18 protein-coding genes are annotated in these 17,498 nt (G+C 64.9%); 5 read left to right on the top strand and 13 right to left on the bottom strand.

The window, feature by feature from the left end; translation table 11 throughout:
* Window positions 1–9: 9 nt before the first annotated feature.
* Both lepA and ACE3OO_RS10530 read right to left on the bottom strand, forming a co-directional pair.
* Window positions 10–1,815 carry a translation elongation factor 4 gene (gene lepA, locus ACE3OO_RS10535; protein WP_374302571.1) on the bottom strand — a complete coding sequence of 602 codons (1,806 nt, stop codon included), beginning with the start codon at window positions 1,813–1,815 and terminating at the stop codon, window positions 10–12.
* Window positions 1,816–1,840: 25 nt separating this feature from the next.
* A complete protein-coding gene (locus ACE3OO_RS10530; protein WP_374302568.1) occupies window positions 1,841–2,317 on the bottom strand; it encodes a PaaI family thioesterase in 477 nt (158 codons plus the stop codon).
* 380 nt (window positions 2,318–2,697) lie between these two features.
* Here ACE3OO_RS10530 and ACE3OO_RS10525 point away from each other — a divergent pair, with 380 nt between their 5' ends.
* Window positions 2,698–2,928, top strand: a complete 231-nt coding sequence (locus tag ACE3OO_RS10525; RefSeq protein ID WP_374302566.1) for a hypothetical protein — start codon at window positions 2,698–2,700, stop codon at window positions 2,926–2,928.
* Between the two features lie 16 nt (window positions 2,929–2,944).
* Here the strand turns inward: ACE3OO_RS10525 and ACE3OO_RS10520 are convergent, their stop codons facing one another.
* Both ACE3OO_RS10520 and ACE3OO_RS10515 read right to left on the bottom strand, forming a co-directional pair.
* Entirely contained in the window at window positions 2,945–3,763 is an 819-nt protein-coding gene (locus tag ACE3OO_RS10520; RefSeq protein WP_374304683.1) for a universal stress protein, read from the bottom strand.
* Between the two features lie 262 nt (window positions 3,764–4,025).
* A complete protein-coding gene (locus tag ACE3OO_RS10515; protein ID WP_374302564.1) occupies window positions 4,026–5,096 on the bottom strand; it encodes a tartrate dehydrogenase in 1,071 nt (356 codons plus the stop codon).
* A gap of 144 nt (window positions 5,097–5,240) precedes the next feature.
* Here ACE3OO_RS10515 and galE point away from each other — a divergent pair, with 144 nt between their 5' ends.
* Window positions 5,241–6,227 (top strand): UDP-glucose 4-epimerase GalE, encoded by a 987-nt coding sequence (gene galE, locus ACE3OO_RS10510; protein WP_374302562.1) that lies wholly within the window; start codon window positions 5,241–5,243, stop codon window positions 6,225–6,227.
* Here galE and ACE3OO_RS10505 read toward each other — a convergent pair.
* From ACE3OO_RS10505 to rpmI, 5 genes are all read right to left on the bottom strand, one after another.
* Entirely contained in the window at window positions 6,224–7,897 is a 1,674-nt protein-coding gene (locus ACE3OO_RS10505; protein ID WP_374302560.1) for a hypothetical protein, read from the bottom strand. The genes galE and ACE3OO_RS10505 overlap by 4 nt on opposite strands.
* 11 nt (window positions 7,898–7,908) lie before the next feature.
* Window positions 7,909–10,311, bottom strand: a complete 2,403-nt coding sequence (gene pheT, locus ACE3OO_RS10500; protein ID WP_374302559.1) for a phenylalanine--tRNA ligase subunit beta — start codon at window positions 10,309–10,311, stop codon at window positions 7,909–7,911.
* Complete coding sequence (gene pheS / locus ACE3OO_RS10495) at window positions 10,308–11,390, bottom strand: phenylalanine--tRNA ligase subunit alpha (RefSeq protein ID WP_374302557.1); 1,083 nt, start codon at window positions 11,388–11,390, stop codon at window positions 10,308–10,310. Before pheS ends, pheT begins: the two co-directional genes overlap by 4 nt.
* A 114-nt stretch (window positions 11,391–11,504) precedes the next feature.
* Window positions 11,505–11,873: a 50S ribosomal protein L20 gene (rplT, locus tag ACE3OO_RS10490; protein WP_374302554.1), complete on the bottom strand. Its 369-nt coding sequence runs from the start codon at window positions 11,871–11,873 to the stop codon at window positions 11,505–11,507.
* Between the two features lie 17 nt (window positions 11,874–11,890).
* Window positions 11,891–12,091, bottom strand: a complete 201-nt coding sequence (gene rpmI / locus ACE3OO_RS10485; RefSeq protein ID WP_144068321.1) for a 50S ribosomal protein L35 — start codon at window positions 12,089–12,091, stop codon at window positions 11,891–11,893.
* 745 nt (window positions 12,092–12,836) lie between these two features.
* Here rpmI and ACE3OO_RS10480 point away from each other — a divergent pair.
* From ACE3OO_RS10480 to ACE3OO_RS10470, 3 genes are all read left to right on the top strand, one after another.
* Entirely contained in the window at window positions 12,837–13,589 is a 753-nt protein-coding gene (locus ACE3OO_RS10480; RefSeq protein WP_374302551.1) for a DEAD/DEAH box helicase, read from the top strand.
* 194 nt (window positions 13,590–13,783) lie between these two features.
* Window positions 13,784–14,731 carry a class I SAM-dependent methyltransferase gene (locus tag ACE3OO_RS10475; RefSeq protein WP_374302549.1) on the top strand — a complete coding sequence of 316 codons (948 nt, stop codon included), beginning with the start codon at window positions 13,784–13,786 and terminating at the stop codon, window positions 14,729–14,731.
* A gap of 50 nt (window positions 14,732–14,781) precedes the next feature.
* Entirely contained in the window at window positions 14,782–15,198 is a 417-nt protein-coding gene (locus ACE3OO_RS10470) for a cyclophilin-like fold protein (protein ID WP_374302547.1), read from the top strand.
* A gap of 247 nt (window positions 15,199–15,445) precedes the next feature.
* Here the strand turns inward: ACE3OO_RS10470 and ACE3OO_RS10465 are convergent, their stop codons facing one another.
* From ACE3OO_RS10465 to ACE3OO_RS10450, 4 genes are read right to left on the bottom strand one after another with little or no spacing between them, the layout of a single operon-like run.
* Window positions 15,446–15,931 (bottom strand): F0F1 ATP synthase subunit B, encoded by a 486-nt coding sequence (locus ACE3OO_RS10465; RefSeq protein ID WP_374302545.1) that lies wholly within the window; start codon window positions 15,929–15,931, stop codon window positions 15,446–15,448.
* A gap of 16 nt (window positions 15,932–15,947) precedes the next feature.
* On the bottom strand, window positions 15,948–16,439 hold the full coding sequence (locus ACE3OO_RS10460; protein ID WP_374302543.1) for a F0F1 ATP synthase subunit B': 492 nt from the start codon (window positions 16,437–16,439) through the stop codon (window positions 15,948–15,950).
* Between the two features lie 5 nt (window positions 16,440–16,444).
* Window positions 16,445–16,669 (bottom strand): F0F1 ATP synthase subunit C, encoded by a 225-nt coding sequence (locus ACE3OO_RS10455; RefSeq protein WP_144068315.1) that lies wholly within the window; start codon window positions 16,667–16,669, stop codon window positions 16,445–16,447.
* A 56-nt stretch (window positions 16,670–16,725) separates the two neighbouring features.
* On the bottom strand, window positions 16,726–17,490 hold the full coding sequence (locus tag ACE3OO_RS10450) for a F0F1 ATP synthase subunit A (protein WP_374302541.1): 765 nt from the start codon (window positions 17,488–17,490) through the stop codon (window positions 16,726–16,728).
* Between the last annotated feature and the right edge of the window lie 8 nt (window positions 17,491–17,498).

The raw sequence follows: 17,498 nt of genomic DNA, 5'->3' as shown, positions 1-17,498 counted from the left end.
CTTTAAGGCTCAGTTGTCCGAGATCTTGAGCGCGGCGATGAAGGCTTCCTGCGGGATCTCCACATTGCCCACATTGCGCATGCGCTTCTTGCCCTCTTTCTGCTTCTCCAGCAGCTTGCGCTTGCGGCTGATGTCGCCGCCGTAGCATTTCGCCAGCACGTCCTTGCGCAGGGCCGAGATATCCTCGCGGGCGATGATGCGCCCGCCGATGGCCGCCTGGATCGCGATCTTGAACATCTGGCGCGGGATCAGTTCCTTGAGCCGCTCGCAGAGCTGGCGGCCGCGCGTCTCGGCGCGGGCAGAGTGAACGATGGTGGCCAGCGCGTCGACATTCTCGCCGTTGACCAGGATGGTCATCTTCACCAGCTGGCCCGGCTCGTAGCCGTCCATCTGGTAATCAAAGCTGGCATAGCCGCGACTGACCGACTTGAGCCGGTCGTAGAAATCGAACACCACCTCGTTCAGCGGCAGGCGATAGACCACCATGGCGCGGTTGCCCACATAGGTGAGCTCGATCTGGCGGCCGCGCTTTTCCTCGCACAGCTTGAGGATGGCGCCCAGATGCTCGTCGGGCACCATGATGGAGGCCTTGATCCACGGCTCGTCGATATGGTCGATCAGCATCGGATCGGGCATGTCGGCCGGGTTGTGCACCTCTTCCATCGTGCCGTCGGTCTTGTAGACGTGATAGATCACGCTGGGCGCGGTGGTGATGAGGTCGAGGTTGAACTCGCGCTCCAGCCGCTCCTGGATGATTTCCAGATGCAGCAGGCCGAGGAAGCCGCAGCGGAAGCCGAAGCCCAGCGCGGCCGAGCTTTCCATCTCGAAATGGAAGCTGGCATCGTTGAGCCGCAGCTTGGCCAGGCTTTCGCGCAGCTCGGGGAAGGCGCTGGCATCGACCGGAAACAGGCCGCAGAACACCACGGGGATGGACGGCTTGAAGCCCGGCAGCGGCTCGGCCGCCGGCCGCTTCTCGTCGGTGATGGTATCGCCGACGCTGGTATCGGCCACTTCCTTGATGGCGGCGGTGAAAAAGCCCATCTCGCCGGGGCCGAGTTCGTCTACCATCACCTTCTTGGGCGTGGTGACGCCGACGCGTTCCACCAGATGCACGGCGCCCGACGACATGAACTTGATCTTCATGCCCTTGCGGATCGTGCCGTCGATCACGCGGAACAGCACCACGACGCCCAGATAGGCGTCGTACCAGCTATCCACCAATAAAGCTTTCAGCGGCGCGTTGCGGTCGCCCTTGGGCGCCGGCAGGCGATTGACCAGGGCTTCCAGCACCAGGTCGATGCCGATGCCGGTCTTGGCCGAGATCGGCACGGCGTCGCTTGCATCCAGGCCGATCACATCCTCGATCTGCTGCTTCACGCGGTCGGGATCGGCCGCCGGCAGGTCGATCTTGTTCAGCACCGGCACGATCTCGTGGTTGGCATCCAGTGCCTGATACACGTTGGCGAGCGTCTGCGCTTCCACGCCCTGGCTGGCATCGACCACCAGCAGCGAACCCTCGCAGGCGGCGAGCGAGCGGCTGACCTCGTAGGCGAAGTCGACATGGCCGGGCGTGTCCATCAGGTTGAGCACGTAGGTCTTGCCGTCCTTGGCCTTGTAGTTCAGGCGCACGGTCTGCGCCTTGATGGTGATGCCGCGCTCCTTCTCGATGTCCATGCTGTCGAGGATCTGCTCGCTCATCTCGCGCTTTTCCAGCGCGCCGCAAGCCTCGATCAGGCGGTCGGCCAGGGTCGATTTGCCGTGGTCGATATGGGCAATGATCGAGAAGTTGCGGATCAGGGACAGGTCGGTGGCCACAGCGGACTCGTTTCCAGCGCGTGTTTCAGCGGAACAGGCTCAGGACATTGCCCTCGCGGGATTCCTGAGACGGAATTTTCATGATGCCCGAGGCGCGCAGGCAGGGCGCGCCATCGGCGGTGATCAGGCATTCGGAAAAGCCGAGATTGCGCGTCATGCGGATCAGCCGGCCCTTGCCCTCGACCCAGGCCCCCAGTGGCGCCGGCCCGACATAGTCGCCGCCAAGCTGCACCGTGGGCAGGAACTTCTTGCCGCCGGCCGCCACCGAGACGGTGAAGCCCAGCAGCATGTCGGCAAAGGTCATCAGCATGCCGCCATGGCAGATCTGCATCGGGTTGCAGTGCCGCAGTTCGACGCGGAAGCCCATCACCGGCAGGCCGTCGGCCTCGTCCAGCCGGCCCCAGAGCGGGCCGTTGGTTTCCATGAAGCCGGCCAGCAGGTCGAGCTTCTTCATGCCGGCGGGGGCGGCTGCCGGCTGGTCGGTGATCTGGGGTGCGCTCATGGGCGGGGGTTGTAGCATCCGCCATGATGGGCGGCAACGCAGGCCGGCCCCATGCAGAGACAGGGGCAGAGACAGGGGCAGAGACAGGGGCGGGGCCCGGCTCAGGCCGGGGCCTGCCCCGGGCGGCCTCCGGCAGGGCCGGCGGTTTTGCGCGTATCCCGGGCGCAGCCACCACGCCGCCCGCCGCCCCGGCCCAGGATGGCGCGGTTTTGCGGCGGACGGCGACGGTTTTGCGTCGTTTTGCGATGGTTTTGATAGGATAAACCATTGATTTTACATGAACCGGGTTTTGGGGATGCGGGTCCGCACTGCCAACGGCCAGCCCTTGTTCAATTAGAACAAAAAGCGTACATTTCAATCCTGATTTCGGAGAGCCCCCCATGCGCCCTGTTCTGCCGCCTGCCCTGCAGTCTGACCTGCCGACCGCCAGCCGGATCGCCGACGAACTGGGCCATGAATTTGCGATCTGCGACCGGGAATGCCGCACGCTGGCCGCCCATCTGGGCCGGCGGCCCCGCCTGAGCGTGCAGGAGGCGGAAAGCTACAAGGCGCTGCTGCGCCGCCGGGCCCGGATCGCCGATGAATGGCGGATGGCGCGGAGCCTGGGCTGAGGCCCCACGCCCGCGATCAGTGCGACAGCAGGGCCGGAACCTGCAGGTCTTTCAGGATGCCGTTCGTGGCGCCGCCCAGGACGAAGTCGCGCATCCTGGAATGGCCGAAGCCGCCCATGACGATCAGGCCGGCGCCGATTTCCTTCGCCTTGTCCTGAAGAAGCTGCGCAACCGGGTTCACTCTGCCACCGCCAATGGTAACGGCCTGCGCATCGAGACCCCGGCGGGAAAAATAATCCATCAGGCGGGCATTCGGCTCACCCTCCGGCAACAGCTTTTCCTCGGTCACCGTGGCGACCGTGACCTTGGCGGCGCGCTGCAGGAAAAGTCCGGCATCTGCGACCGCGCGGGCGGCGGCGCGGGTTCCGTCCCAGGCAATCATGACATGATCGAAACTGATCCGGCGCACCCTGTCGGAAATCAGCAGCGCCGGCCTGCCCGAACCGAAGATGATCGACTCCGCGGCGCCGGGCGCCGACTCGCTGGTGTTCAGATCCACGACCGTCAGGTCATGGTATCGCGCATGTTCGGCGGCAACATCGCCAAACTCCGGCGGGAAACACATGACCTCCGTGGTTCTGAGTTGCAGGCGATGACCCGCCAGCCCCTGACCGATCGCCTCGACCAGCGTCTTTGCGCGCGCGCGGCAATCCGACTTCACATCGCGCACCATCGACGGCACATCGAGCAGCATGTTGCCGAGCGCACTCGCCACGGGCGGAAAATCCGGCACGTGGACCAGCGCATGGATATCCGCCTCAAGATATTTCGCGATACCGGCCACGTTTCCGATCAACGCATCGGTGTTTCCGGCCTGATAGGTGATCACCGGCACCAGCAACTGAAAAGCCATCATCTGCTCCCTGTCTCGTTTTTTTCGCCGTCATCGACGATGCTGGATCCCGATAACATTGCCGAGCGGAAGCGGTGTTGACGCAGATCAAGAACTTTCTGTCAGACGCCGGAATGCAGAAGTCATTTGCATGATTTGGAAGACATGCAGCCAACAGCGCGGATCATGTTACCGCCAGAGGGCGGCATGCAGGACTTGGCGTGGATCATGATACCGCTGGAAAAGGAAATGACGATTGCGACCGTCACCCCTTCGCCACGGCTTCGGCAATCGCCTTGCCCACGTCCTGCGTATTGGCCTGACCGCCCATGTCGGGTGTGCGCGGCCCGGCGGTGAGCACCTCTTCGATGGCTTTCATCACCGCATCCGCCGCGTCCCTGTGGCCCAGATGCTCGAGCATCATGGCGCCGCACCAGATCTGGCCCACCGGATTGGCGATGCCCTTGCCCGCGATATCGGGCGCCGAGCCATGCACGGGTTCGAACAGCGAGGGGAAGTTGCGTTCGGGATTCAGATTGGCCGAGGGCGCGATGCCGATGGTGCCGGTGCAGGCCGGGCCGAGATCGGACAGGATGTCGCCGAACAGGTTCGAGCCCACCACCACGTCGAACCAGTCCGGATGCTGCACGAAATGGGCGGTGAGGATGTCGATGTGGAACTTGTCGACCCGCACGCCGGGATAGGCTTTTGCCATCTCGGCCACGCGTTCGTCCCAGTAGGGCATGGTGATCGAGATGCCGTTCGACTTGGTGGCCGAGGTGAGGTGTTTTTTCGGCCGGCTCTGCGCCAGATCGAAGGCGAATTTCAGGATGCGGTCCGTGCCGGTGCGGGTGAGGATGGTTTCCTGGATGACGAATTCGCGCTCGGTGCCGCCAAACATGCGGCCGCCGATGGAGGAATATTCGCCCTCGGTATTCTCGCGCACCACGTAGAAATCGATGTCGCCAACCTTGCGGTTGGCCAGCGGCGAAGGAATGCCCGGCATCAGGCGCACCGGGCGCAGGTTCACATACTGGTCAAATTCGCGACGCCACTGGATCAATGAACCCCAGAGCGAAATATGGTCGGGCACTTTCTCGGGCCAGCCCACGGCGCCGAAGAAGATCGCGTCATGTCCGCCGATCCGCTGTTTCCAGTCGTCCGGCATCATCTTGCCGTGTTTCAGATAGTAGTCGCAGCTCCAGTCGAAGGAGTCGAAACCAAAATCGATGCCGAAGCGGCGCGCCGCCGCATCCATGACGCGTAAACCCTCGGGCACCACTTCCTTGCCGATGCCATCGCCGGGAATCACTGCAATCCTGTGTTTCTGTTTCATGGCGTTCCTGCCGGCCGTTTCTCGTTGTGGATGAAAAGTTGACTATAAAACAGTCCACAGAATACAGCCATATCCACAGGCCATATTACAGCCCTGCGCATTGCACGACGGCCGCCGCTGCCTATGCTGCGCGCGGGGGAATTCATGACGCATACCGTTCTTGTCACCGGCGGCGCCGGTTTTGTCGGCAGCCATGCCTGCAAGGCGCTGCATGGCGCGGGCTTTGTGCCGGTGACCTATGATGACCTGTCGGGCGGCTGCGAAAAGGCCGTGCGCTGGGGTCCGCTGGAGCGCGGCGATATCCGCGATGCCGCACGGCTGCGCGATGTGTTGGCGCGGCATCGGCCGGTGGCGGCCCTGCATTTCGCCGCCCGCATCGAAGCCGGCGAGTCCGTGCGCGATCCGGCCGCCTTCCATGCCGTGAACGTGGAGGGCACGCGCTGCCTGCTGGAAGCATTGCAGCAGGCGGATATCGCATCCTGCGTGATGTCGAGTACGGCGGCGGTGTATGGCGCGCCGCAGACGGCGCCCATTGCGGAAGACCACCCGTTGCGGCCGATCAATCCCTATGGCGAAACCAAGCTGGCGGCAGAAACCATGCTGGCCGATTTCGCCGCGCGCCATGGTTCGCGCTTTGCCGCCCTGCGCTACTTCAACGCCGCCGGTGCCGATCCCGATGGCGAGCTGGGCGAACAGCACGAACCAGAGACGCATCTGATCCCCCTGGTGCTGCAGGTCGCGGCGGGGAAGCGCGCGCAGATCACGGTCTATGGCAGCGACTACGATACGCCGGATGGCACCTGCATCCGCGACTATGTGCATGTCAGCGACCTGGCCGAGGCCCATGTGCTGGCGCTACGGCACCTGTTGGCGGGCCGCACATCGCTGCGGCTCAATCTGGGCACCGGACAGGGCTGGTCGGTGCGGCAGGTGATCGAGACGGCGCAACGCGTGACCGGTCACAGGATCACCGTGCAGGAAAGCGGCCGTCGCGCGGGCGATCCGCCGGCTCTGGTGGCCGATGCCACCCAGGCGCAGCGGGTGCTGGGCTGGCGGCCACAGCGCGCCGCGCTGGAGATGCAGATCGCCGATGCCTGGCGATGGATGACGCGGACTGCCGCCGTAGCCTAGGTTCCGCGCTCCCACACCGCATTGTCGGTGACGATGTAATCCACGCGACCATCCTGCAGCAGTTGCAGCGCTTCGGCCGGCGCATCGGCGGGCGGTAGGTTGCCGACCTGCATCGGCAGGCCGAGCAAAGCCGGCAACTCGCTCAGACTGGCATAGGCGGCCAGCAGATCGGCCAATAGAGGCGATTGCTGCGCGTCGACGGCCACCGGCACCACCAGACCATCAGGCAACAGCGCGGCATGCAGGCTTTGCTGCCAGCGTGGTGCCGGCAAAGCGGCAATGCCGCCCTGCGCCTGGGCGATATCGAGGCCCGGACAGAGCAGACCGAGCCCGACCCGGGCGACATAGATGGCGGGTGGCAGCCAGCCCGGCCGCTCCAGCCGCTGGTTCGCCGAAGCCGTGGCGCCGGGATTGCCGCCGCTGAACAATACCAGCCGCGCCGCGCCGCCATCGGCGCCGCGCGCCCGGCCGTCGTAACAGGCGACCAGCTTGCCGGCGTTGAGCAAAGCCGCGGCAGCGCGCACCGGATCGTGGCTGACCAGGCGGCAGCCGGCATTGCCCAGCACCGGGTCGATATCGGCGGTGTAATCGCGGCCCCAGGCGGCCTGCGCCAGCGGTTGGCGCCTGTGCTGCCAGTCCGCGATGCCGTCACGCTGCAGCAGCAGGTCGAGCACGCCGCCGAGCGGCAGCGCCGCGTTGGTGGCGCGCGGATATAACGACAGCCCCGCCGGCTGCAAAGCCTGGCCGATCATGTGCACCATGCGCGGGTCGGCAAACAGGCTGCCGCCCAGCGCCAGATGACGCAGATCATGCCGCTGCATCAGCGCGGCAATCGCCTGCGCGAACAGGCTGGACAAGGCGAAATGCAGCGAGGATGCCACCAGGGCCGGCGGCTGGTCCTGCGCCAGGCGGCGCAGCCAGCGCTGCACGCCGCCTTCGGCGCTGAAATCGGCCTGGATATGGCCGTCATCGTCGACGCGCAGATGCGCCAGCATGGCCTGACCCAGCATCGGCTCGCCATGGGCCGCCAGCGCAAACAGCGAAACGGCATCGGGCAGGCCAAGCGCATCGACGCACAGCCCGAGCAGGCGGCCGGGGGTGAGCGTCTCGGCGGCAAGATCGGTCTCGTCGTCGAACAGCACGGCGAGGCGGCCGTATTTCAGCACGCTGGCGCAGCAGCCCGTCTCGTCGGCGGTGTAGACCAGGCCGTGATCCCATGCGGCCTCGGCCAGCGCCAGCAGGGACTGGGCGGCATGATCGCGATAGACATGCACCGCGATGTTGCGGTTGAGCCCGAGATCGTCGAGCAGCACAGGCAGGTTGAGCAGGGCGGATGCCGCCTGGCCGTGGCGGCGCATCTCGTCGCTCAGGCTGATCGGCGTGTCGCGGCCGAACAATTGGCGCAGGCCGCGGCCCAGCCGGCGGGGCAGCGACAGGTGATTGTAGTAGCGGCCGGGGAACACGCCCTGCGACAGGCAGAGCGCGCCGATCTCGTCGGCGCGCAGGCCGGCGATATCGAGGCATTCGACGATGGCCTCGATGGGCAGGCGGCCACCATCGCGCGGCATGCCGGTCAGCCGCGCCAGCGGCACGGCGGCCAGCATGGCGTAATCGTCGAAGACCGCTGCCCCGGCGTCAGCCCAACCGGAATGAACGCCGAGGACCAGCATGGCTCCGACGCCTAGGCGCGCAGCGTCGCGCCGCAGGCCTTCTCGGCCGCAGCCACGATCTTTTTCGCCACCGCCTCGATCTCGGCGTCGGTGAGCGTCTGCTGCGACGGTTCCAGCCGCACGGTGACAGCCAGCGACTTCTTGCCCTCGGGGATGCCCGCACCGGCGAAGACGTCGAACACGCTGGCGCGCGCGATCAGCGCCTTGTCGGAACCGCGCACCGCCTTGAGCAGCGTATCGGCCGCCACGGTGGCATCGACGATGAAGGCGAAATCGCGATCCACCGCCTGCAGCTCGGACAGTTTGAGCGCGGGCTTGGCCTTGGTCTTGGCGCGGCTGGCCGGGATGCGGTCGAGATAGATCTCGAAGCCCACCAGCGGCCCCTTGATGTCCATGGCCTGCAGGGTGCGCGGGTGCAGCTCGCCGAAGGCGGCCAGCACGGTCTTGGGCCCCAGGCGCAGCGTGCCCGAGCGGCCGGGATGGTAATACTCCGGCGCGCCGTCCATCACCATCAGCGCATCCACCGCCACGCCGGCGGCAGACAGCGCGGCAAAGGCATCGGCCTTGGCATCATAGGCATCGACATTGCGGGGCTTCTCGCGCCAGTGACGCGGCCCGGTCTGGCCGCGACGGATGCCGCCGGCGACCAGAGCCTGGCCGTCCTGCGCGGCCGAGGCATATTGCGGCCCCAGCTCGAACAGGGCGACATCCATCATGCCGCGATCCATGTTGCGCTTCGCCGCCGCGATCAGGCCGGGCAGCGTGGAGGGCCGCATGGCATCCATGTCGGCCGAGATCGGGTTGACCAGCAGCAGCTCGGGCTGGCCGCCGCCGAACACCTCGGCCTCGGCGCGCTTGATGAACGAGTATGTGACGGCCTCGACGAGCCCGCGTGCCGCCAGGGCGCGACGGACGATGCGGGCGCGGCGCTGGCCGGCCGTCACCGCCGGCTGCGGCACGGCGCGCGTCACCGGCAGCGGCACGGCGGGAATCGCCTCGAAGCCATGCAGGCGCGCGATCTCCTCCACGAGATCCGCTTCGCCGTCGATATCCGGCCGCCAGGAGGGCGGCGCCACGGAGAGCGTGTCGCCCGCCGGCGTGACAGTGAAGCCGAGCGCCGTGAGGATGCGCGTCTGCTCGGCCACCGGCAGATCGAAGCCAACCAGGTTCTGCAGCCGCGACGGCCGCAGGCTGAGGCTGCGGCGCCATTCTGGCTCGGCGCCATCCACCACCACCTCCGACGGCGTGCCGCCGCACAGCTCGAGGATCATCTGCGTCGCCAGTTCGATGCCGGGCCGCACCATGGCCGGGTCGACCGTGCGTTCGAAGCGATGGCGCGCATCGGAATGGATGCCCAGCTTGCGGCCGGTGGTGGCGATGCGCACCGGATCGAACCAGGCGCATTCCACAAAGACATCCGTGGTGCTCTCCGAGCAGCCGGAATGTTCGCCGCCCATGATGCCGCCGATGCCCTCGGGGCCATTGTCGTCAGCGATCACGCACATGGTTTCGTCCAGCACGTATTCGCGGCCATCCAGCGCGAGCAGCTTCTCGCCGGCTTTGGCCATGCGCGGCTGGATGTCGCCCTTCACCTTGGCGGCATCGAAAACGTGCAACGGACGGCCGAGATCGTAGGTGAAGAAATTGGTGATATCGACCAGCGCTGAAATCGGGCGCAGCCCGATGGCCTTCAGTCTCTGCTGCAGCCAGCGCGGCGACGGGCCGTTCTTCACGCCCTTCACCAGCCGGCCGGCGAAGATGGCGCAGGCGCGGTCGTTTTCCGGCGTGAACTGGCGGCGCACATTGATCGGGCTCTTGAACTGGCCCGGCACCGGCTTGATCTCAAGCGGCTTCAGTTTGCCCAGACCGGCAGCGGCCAGGTCGCGCGCGATGCCGCGCACGCCGAGGCAGTCGCCGCGATTGGGCGTCAGCTTGATCTCGATGGTCGGATCGTCGAGGCCCATCACGGCGGCGAACGGCGCACCAATGGGCGCATCGGCCGGCAGATCGATGATGCCGGTATGCTCGTCGGTCAGGCCCATCTCGCGTTCGGAGCAGAGCATGCCATTGGAGGCGACGCCGCGGATGGTGGCCGCCTTGAGCGTGAGGTTGATGCCCGGCACGGTGGAGCCGACCGGCGCGAACACGCCCTTCATGCCGGCGCGCGCGTTCGGCGCGCCGCAGACCACCTGCAGGGTCTCCTTGCCCGTGAAGACCTCGCAGACCCGCAGCTTGTCGGCATTGGGATGCGGCTCGGCCTTCTTCACTTCCGCCACCACGAAGGGGGCGAAAACGGCGGCCGGATCGGTGATGCCTTCGACTTCCAGGCCGATGGCGGTGAGCTTCGCGGCGATCTCGTCCAGCGATGCGGTGGTGTCGAGATGGCTTTTCAGCCAGGCGAGGGTGAATTTCATCGCGCCACCCCCTGGCCCAGAGTGGGCACATCAAGCGGCACGAAGCCGTAATGCTTCAGCCAGCGCAGATCGGCATCGAAGAAGGCGCGCAGATCGGGGATGCCGTATTTCAGCATGGCGATGCGGTCGATGCCCATGCCCCAGGCGAAGCCCTGCCATTCGGAAGGATCGAGGCCGCAATGCTGCAGCACGCGCGGATGCACCATGCCGGAGCCGAGAATTTCCAGCCAGTCGTCGCCCTCGCCCACACGCAGCACGCCGCCCTCGCGCGAGCAGTTGATGTCGACTTCCGCCGAGGGTTCGGTGAAGGGAAAATAGCTGGGGCGGAACCGCATCTTCACATTGTCGGTTTCAAAGAAGGCCTTGCAGAATTCGACCAGCACGCCCTTGAGATGACCCATATGGATGTTGCGATCAATCACCAGGCCCTCGATCTGATGGAACATGGGCGTGTGCGTCATGTCGTAGTCGCTGCGATACGTGCGGCCCGGCACGACGATGCGATAGGGCGGCGGGCCCGACCGCATGGTGCGGATCTGCACCGGCGAGGTATGGGTGCGCAGGACCATCTGCTCGCCATCGGCGCGTTTGGGCAGATAGAACGTATCCTGCATCTGCCGGGCGGGATGCTCGGCCGGGATGTTCAGCGCGGTGAAATTGTGGAAGTCGTCCTCGATATCCGGACCTTCGGCAATCGAGAAACCCATGGCGGCGAAGATCTCGGTGATCTCGTCGATCACCTGGCTGACCGGATGGATGCGGCCCTGCTGCTCGTGGCTGTCGTTGAGCGGCAGCGTCATGTCGAGCTTTTCCGCCGCCAGCCGCGCATTGATCGCGGCGTCGGCCAGCACGCCCTTGCGCGCCTCGATGGCGCCGCCGAGGCGATCCTTCACCTCGTTGAGCATCTGGGCGCGCGCCTTGCGCTCGTCAGGCGACAGGCCGCCCAGGTCTTTCAGCGCGGCGCTGAGCCAACCCTTCTTGCCCAGCACGGCAAGGCGGGCCTCTTCCAGGGCTTCCAGAGTCTGGGCCGCAGCCACGGCCTTTTCGGACTCGGCTGCCAGCGTGGCAATCTCGGTCATGCTTCCTCTTTCAACGCGCGAATCAGCGACAGCGTGGACAAAAACAAAGGGGGCCGCAATGACGGCCCCCTTCGCAAACGGTCGCTTGAATTGAGTTGGGCGAACGCGGGCCGATCAGGCCGCCGTGGCGGGCAGGGCGGCTTTCGCCTGCGCCACCAGGGCGTTGAACGCCTCGGGCTCGTGCACGGCGAGATCGGCGAGGACCTTGCGGTCAACCTCGATGCCGGCGAGCGCGAGGCCGTTGATAAATCGGCCGTAGGTCAGACCCTGCTCGCGGGCGGCAGCGTTGATGCGCTGGATCCACAGCGAACGGAAATTGCGCTTCTTGGCGCGACGGTCGCGGAACGCATACTGCAGTCCCTTTTCGACCTTCTCGATCGCGACGCGGAAGACGGTGGAATTGCGGCCACGATAGCCCTTGGCGAGCTTCAGGACCTTCTTGTGGCGGGCATGGGCGGTAACGCCCCGCTTAACACGTGCCATGTCAGAGTCTCCTTAACTCAGGCGTTGGGCAGGTAGTTCTTGATGATCTTGCGCGCATCGCCTTCGAACACCACGGCGGTGCCGCGATGATTCCGGATCTGCTTGTTGGTGCGCTTGATCATGCCGTGACGCTTGCCCGCATGGGCCCGCTTCACCTTGCCGGTCGCCGTGAGCTTGAAGCGCTTCTTGGCCGAGCTCTTGGTCTTCAACTTGGGCATTTCATAACCTCCGAAGGTATGGAGTGATCTTCAAGGCGGACACGGCAGCCCTTCCAGCCGGAACGCCCGATACGAGGGCGCGGTTGTAGCGGCCGGACCGCCACTTGGCAAGCGGCTTGGGCGGGAGTTTCGGGCCGTTTGGCGGCCGGTTCGGGGCCGGTCCGGGGCCGGTCCGGAGGTGGCCGGCGCCATCCACCCGCCCGATCCGCGGCCGGGCCGCCCATGAAACCCGCTCATGAACCCGGAATCCCCCCGAAGCCGGCCTGGGCGGGGGCGGCCAGCCCTCCGGATACGGCCCAAATGGTTAACAGGGCGACCGAGTCGACCCCGTTTTGATCCTTTTGCCACCCGGCCTGCGCGCTGGGAGGGCGAGCGGCACCCGCCACTGGCGAAACATCGGATTGCAACCTTAATTCTGATTCATCCTCTTGAAAATCTTTGCAGTTTTCACCATCTCTTGAATCGAAGGCAGGCTTGGAAAAGCGGCAATATCCACACGTTTTGCGTGATTGTCGCAGGATGAGGTTTCGCGCTTGCAAAACGAAGAACGGCCGCTAGTATCACGCGGGTTCGCGGTACCCCGCAGGACGCCGCTGTACCCAATGTTCCTGGCTTCCGTGACAAGCCTTCCCGTTCGCCGCCGCACCGATCCGGTGCTGCCGGACAGGGCGGGGTTGTCGCCCGTTGTAGCCCCCCGGTACTCCTGCCCCTGGCGGATCTGCCGTGTGATATAGATTGCAGACCGATGTTGAACGCCAATCAATTCTCGCAGCTCGACCTCGTAGAACCCATTCAGCGGGCTTTGACCGCTGAAAAACATGTGGCGCCGACGCCGATCCAGGCCAAAGCCATCCCGCATCTTTTGCAGGGCCGCGACCTGCTGGGCCAGGCGGAAGCCGGCGCCGGCAAAACCGTTGCCTTCACCCTGCCGATCCTGCAGCACCTTTCCATCGACCGGCACCCCGCCGGTGCCCGCAAGGCCCGCGCGCTGATCCTGACCACGTCGCGCGAGCGCGTGCAGCATATCCAGGAAAGCTTCCGCGCCTATGGCCGCTTCGTGCGCCTGAGCCAGGCCACCGTGTATGAAGGCCCCGGCAAGGCCGCGCAGGCCCAGGCCCTGTCGCGCGGCATCGACATCCTGATCGGCACCCCGGGCCGCGTGGTGGAACTGATCAATGCCGGCCAGCTTGAGCTGAACAAGCTCGAGATCATGGTGCTGGACGAGACCGACCGCATGCTGGAGCTGGGCGTGACCAATGAACTGCGCGCCATCTTCGAGGCCGCGCCGACCGAACGCCAGACCATCGTGTTCGCCACCACGCTGCCGGCCGAGATCAAGCAGCTGGCCGACAACCTGCTGACCGATCCGGTCACCGTGCTGGCCAATCCGCCGGCGCCGCGCCTGATCACCACCGCCCAGTCGGCCCGCATCCGCGACACCGAAGCCCGCCGCCGGGTGCGCGACCTGCTGCCCGAGCGTATTGGCGGCCGCCGCTGACCACTTAAGGTTATCAAATCTCTACGGTTTTCAGGCGCCCGCGATTTCGCGGGCGCTTGTTTATGGAGCCGGTCTGCGCCAGATTTATGCCTGTTTGTGATTGGCCCGGTTGCCGGGGCCGGCGTGGCTGGATGCCAGAAACGGAAAATCAACCACGCCACTGATACAGATGCCTGAATCGGCTGAATGCGGATATGGCTGTGGTGGCGAAGGAGCATACCGAACAATCCTCTGACCTGAGCTGGCGCGACAAACTGCGCGCCTGGTGGCATGGCGACGACTATGTCATCCAGCACGAGGGAGAGGACCAAGCCGCCCCCGCCGAACCCGAACCGGCGCCGGAGCCGGAACTGCCGCGCGAAGTGCCCACCATCGAAAGCTGGACGCCGCGGCGGCGCCAGATCGTGCAGAAGCTGTTCGGCGAAGGCTTCAACCAGCCCGGCGGCGAAGAGCTGATGAAGCCGCTGATCTCGCCGCTGGGCCTCAACCCCAATCTGTCGATCACCGAACTGGGCTGCGGCATGGGCGGCATGAGCCGCATGATGGCGCGCGAGAATCTGTGGGTCGATGCCTATGAGCCCGACCCCGATCTGGCCAACACCGCCATCGACATCGCCAAGCACCAGGGCGTGAAGCAGCGCATCAACATCAAGACCACGCCGCTGGACGAGATTCAGTTCAAGCGCAAGAGCGTTGATGTTGTGCTGTCGAAAGACGGCCTGATGCCGGTGCAGGACAAGCGCCTGCTGCTGGCCAAGATCCGCGCCGCCATGAAACCGGGCGGCCAGCTCATGTTCACCGATTTCCTGCTGACCGGCTCGACCGAAAGCCGCGTTTACGAGGTTTGGTGGGACCGCGAGCCGGTGAAGCCGCATCTGCTGACGCCCGAGGGCCTGCAGGCCGAGCTGGAAAGCCTGCGCTTCATCATCTGCTACATCGAGGATGTCAGCCACGAGCTGAAAGCCGCCGTGCTGGAAGCCTTCGGCAGTTACGCCGAGGAAGTGAAGCTGAAAGGGCGGAATATCGACGAGAACGAACGCGAATGGGCGATCTCGGAAGGCGAACACTGGGCTATCCGCCTCAGCGCCATCGAGGCCAATGTGATTCGCCTGTATCGCGTCTATTGCCGCGTGGTGGACTGAGGCGCGACTGAAGCTCCTGCCCGTCCCGACGATCAGCGGAGGCAGAGTTCATGCGATTTCACCGAATATGCGTCATCATCCTGTGCCTGCTTGCCGTTATGCCGGCCCATGCATTGGCACAGGAACAAATCCGCATTCTTTCGAATTGGGGCAGCCGTACCGCGCGCCTGGCCGACAACGATGCAGGTCGGGCGTTCGCCCGCATGCTCCCGTTGATACTCGAGATGTACAATCAAAACGGACAAGAATTATTCGGGTATTTGCCGAGCTCGCTGCCGGAGGTTCCACGTCAACGCGACTTTCATCCCGGCACGCTTGGGGTCTGGCGCACGACAGGATTTTCCATCTATTACGTGAACGGCATTGAGCCCGATCCCGGCTTCATACCCGTCGGCCAGATCATAGGAAACGCCGATGTTTTCTTTCACCCAGGCATGCTTGTGATACGGATCGAACGCATCGACTGAAGCCTGCGGAAGAACTCATAAGACGATCCGCCTGTATCGCGTTTATTGCGGCGTGGTGGACTGAGGCGCAAGCTTATTCGAATGATCGTCATGCCCGGCCTTGTGCCGGGCATCCACGTCTTGAAACTGAAAAAATCGTGGATGCTCGGGTCAAGCCCGAGCATGACGTACTTTGTTGTTATGACAATAAACGAAAAAGGGCCGCATCGCTGCGGCCCTTTTCATATGCGTTATCGCGAAACGCGGATCAGTGCAGCTTGGCCTTGACCTCGCCGATGGCGCGGTCGATCTGGGCCGCAGCGGCGGGACCCTGCAGCGCCTGGCCGAGCACCTGGGCGGCGGCGGCGATCGCCACCTCGACCGCGGTGGCGCGGACTTCCTGCAAAGCCTGCTTTTCGGCCTGGGCGATCTTGTCCTCGGCCTGTTTGCGGCGGCGTTCCAGGCTGACCTTCAGGTCGGCCTCGGCCTCGCGAAGCAGGGTTTTCGCCTCGGCCTCGGCGGCGGCGACGATCTCCTCGGCTTCCCGAAGCGCGTTACGCTGCTTGCGCTGATACTCGGCGAAAAGCTGCTGCGCTTCCTGGTGCAGCTTCTCGGCTTCGTCGAGATCGCGCTTGATCTTGGCGGCGCGCTCGTCGAGCTGACCCATCACCTTGCCCGGCACCTTCAGATAGAAGATCAGGGCAAAGAACAGGACGAAGGCAACCAGTACCCAGAATGTCGGATCGTGGAACATGCGGCTCTCCGATCCGTCAGTTCTGCTTGGCCATGGCCTGGCCGACGGCGGCTTTCACCGCATCGGCCGCCGGCGCCGTGCCGCTGAGGCGGGCCACCACGTCGGAGGCTGCATCGGCGGCGACCGAGGTCAGCTGGCTCAGCGCCTGCTGCTTGGCCGCCTGGATGCGGGCTTCCGCCGTCCTGGTCTGCTCGGCGATCTCGGCATCCACCCGGGCGCGCAACGCGGCCGCATCGGCCGAGAGTTTCGCACGGGTGTCGCCGGCAATGCCCTGAGCCTTGGCGCGAGCCTGGGCCAGGGCCTGTTCATATTCGGCGATGGCCTTCTCAGTCTCGCGCTTCAGCCGGGCTGCCTCTTCCAGGTCGTGTTCGAGACGCTTCTTGCGCCCGTCCACAACCTCAGCCACGCGCGGCAGAGCCACCTTCGCCATCAACACATAGAGGATGACGAAGGTGATCAGCAGCCAGACGAGCTGCGGCAGGAAAGTGGCTGTATCGAGCTGAGGCATTTAACTCAGACGAACAGGATCAGCAGCGCGATCAGCAGCGCGAAGATGCCGAGCGCTTCGGTCACCGCGAAGCCCAGCATCAGGTTGCCGAACAGCTTCGGGGCGGCGCCCGGGTTGCGCAGCGCGCCGTTGAGGAAGTTCGCGAAGATCAGGCCCACGCCGATCGCCGCGCCGCCCATGCCGATCGCCGCAATGCCGGCACCGATCATCTTGGCAGAAGCAAGATCCATGATACTCATCCTTTCTAGGTTTGAACTGGTAGTCTGGTTGAACTGAACGAAAATGCTTAGTGGTGTTCCATGTTGACCGCCTCGGCCAGATAGAGGCAGGTCAGGATGGCGAACACATAGGCCTGCAGAAAGGCGATCAGGAATTCCAGCGCGGTGAGCGCGGTGACCATGATCAGCGGCAGGATGCCCGAAACCGACAGCGCGCCGCCCATGCCGATCATGGAGACGACGAAACCGGCAAACACCTTCAGCGTGGTGTGACCGGCCAGCATGTTGGCGCACAGACGTAGGCTGAGGGAGATCGGGCGCGAGAGATAGGAGATGATCTCGATCGGCACGATCACCGGGGCCAGCCACATCGGCACGCCGGCCGGCATGAAATGGGTGAAGAAGTGAATGCCGTTGCGGGCGATGGCGACCAGCGTGACGCCGAGGAACACCACGATGGCCAGCGCGAAGGTGACGATGATGTGGCTGGTGACCGTGAAGCTGTAGGGGATCATGCCCAGCATGTTGCTGAACAGGATGAACATGAACAGCGAGAAGATGAACGGGAAATACTGACGGCCGTTGGGGCCGACATTCTCGCGCACCATGCCGGCGACGAATTCGTAGGACAGTTCGGCGAGCGACTGCAGGCGGCCCGGCACCAGGCTGCGCTGGCGCATGCCATAGACCATCAGCAGGGTGGCGCCGATGGTGGCCAGCACCATGAACAGCGAGGCGTTGGTGAAGGAGAAGGCCTGCAACTGGCCGCCCTCGCCACAAAGCGCGAGGCACTTGACCTTGAACTGATCGAGCGGGCTATGGGACTCGGCCACCGTAAACC

This window comes from Ferrovibrio sp. (genome assembly GCF_041906005.1).
GTDB lineage: Bacteria > Pseudomonadota > Alphaproteobacteria > Ferrovibrionales > Ferrovibrionaceae > Ferrovibrio.
This window is presented reverse-complemented; position numbering and strand designations above follow the sequence as displayed.